Origin of the sequence: Salibaculum griseiflavum, from assembly GCF_003129565.1 — a bacterium.
GTDB classification, from domain to species: Bacteria; Pseudomonadota; Alphaproteobacteria; order Rhodobacterales; family Rhodobacteraceae; genus Salibaculum; species Salibaculum griseiflavum.
In genome coordinates, this window is the sequence record NZ_QETF01000047.1 from 1 (window position 1) to 730 (window position 730).

General features: G+C 61.4%; 1 protein-coding gene. It reads left to right on the plus strand.

All coding sequences use genetic code 11. The features are described from left to right. Window positions 1-232 precede the first annotated feature (232 nt). Window positions 233-622 (plus strand): hypothetical protein, encoded by a 390-nt coding sequence (locus DFK10_RS16185; RefSeq protein ID WP_146193302.1) that lies wholly within the window; start codon window positions 233-235, stop codon window positions 620-622. Window positions 623-730: the final 108 nt, after the last annotated feature.

Sequence of the window (730 nt, forward strand, 5' to 3'; positions counted from 1 at the left end):
GTGGCGGAAGATCAACGGGCCAAGCCGTCTGCCCGAGGTTATTCAGGGGATTGAATTCAAAGACGGGATCAAGCAACTTCAAGCCGCCGCCTGATGACGGCCGTCACCAACTTTTGGGCATATCTCATGAAAGACTGGCACAAACTCAGGCCTGAGCTGTTCAAAAAACAGCCATACTACGTCACGGGATGTGACAGGTAACGCCATGACCACTCAAGCCCCGACACTGCCCATGGCACCCCTTGCTGAGGATCAGGCCGCGCCGCGCGCCAACCTTTTCTGCGACACCTCTCAAGCCCCCGAGGATCTCATGCCCCATATCTCGCAGCCCGCGCAGCCTCAGGCTGGCCTCTCCACGCCCCAAAGCGGCACCAGCGCGCAGCCGGCTGCGCCTTTGCGCGGGCAGGGCGGTTTTGCGGGCCGTGTCGCGCGGGCGGCGCGCGGCGGGCTCATGGCGATGCTGGCGGGGCTGCTGCTTGTGGTGACCCTGGTGGCCATGCCGGGGGCGGCGCAGGCGCAGACCGTGGCTCAGACGCGTCCAGCGGATCAAGTCGTTGAGCCTTCACCTTCGATCAGCGGAAATAACAATAATGCGTTTTGTGTGGGGGAATGTCCCGCTTGATGTTGAAACTTGCCTGAGTGGCGCAGCTTGATGCGAGGTTATGCGGCGTCCTTGATCTGGTCAAGCTGGTCCTTTTGGCGGTGGTCGATAAGGGCCTGCTTTAGGATT

Excerpts from the sequence above, each read along its gene's own strand:
- DFK10_RS16185 (WP_146193302.1), top strand. The coding sequence starts at position 233 with ATGGCACCCCTTGCTGAGGATCAGGCCGCGCCGCGCGCCAACCTTTTC.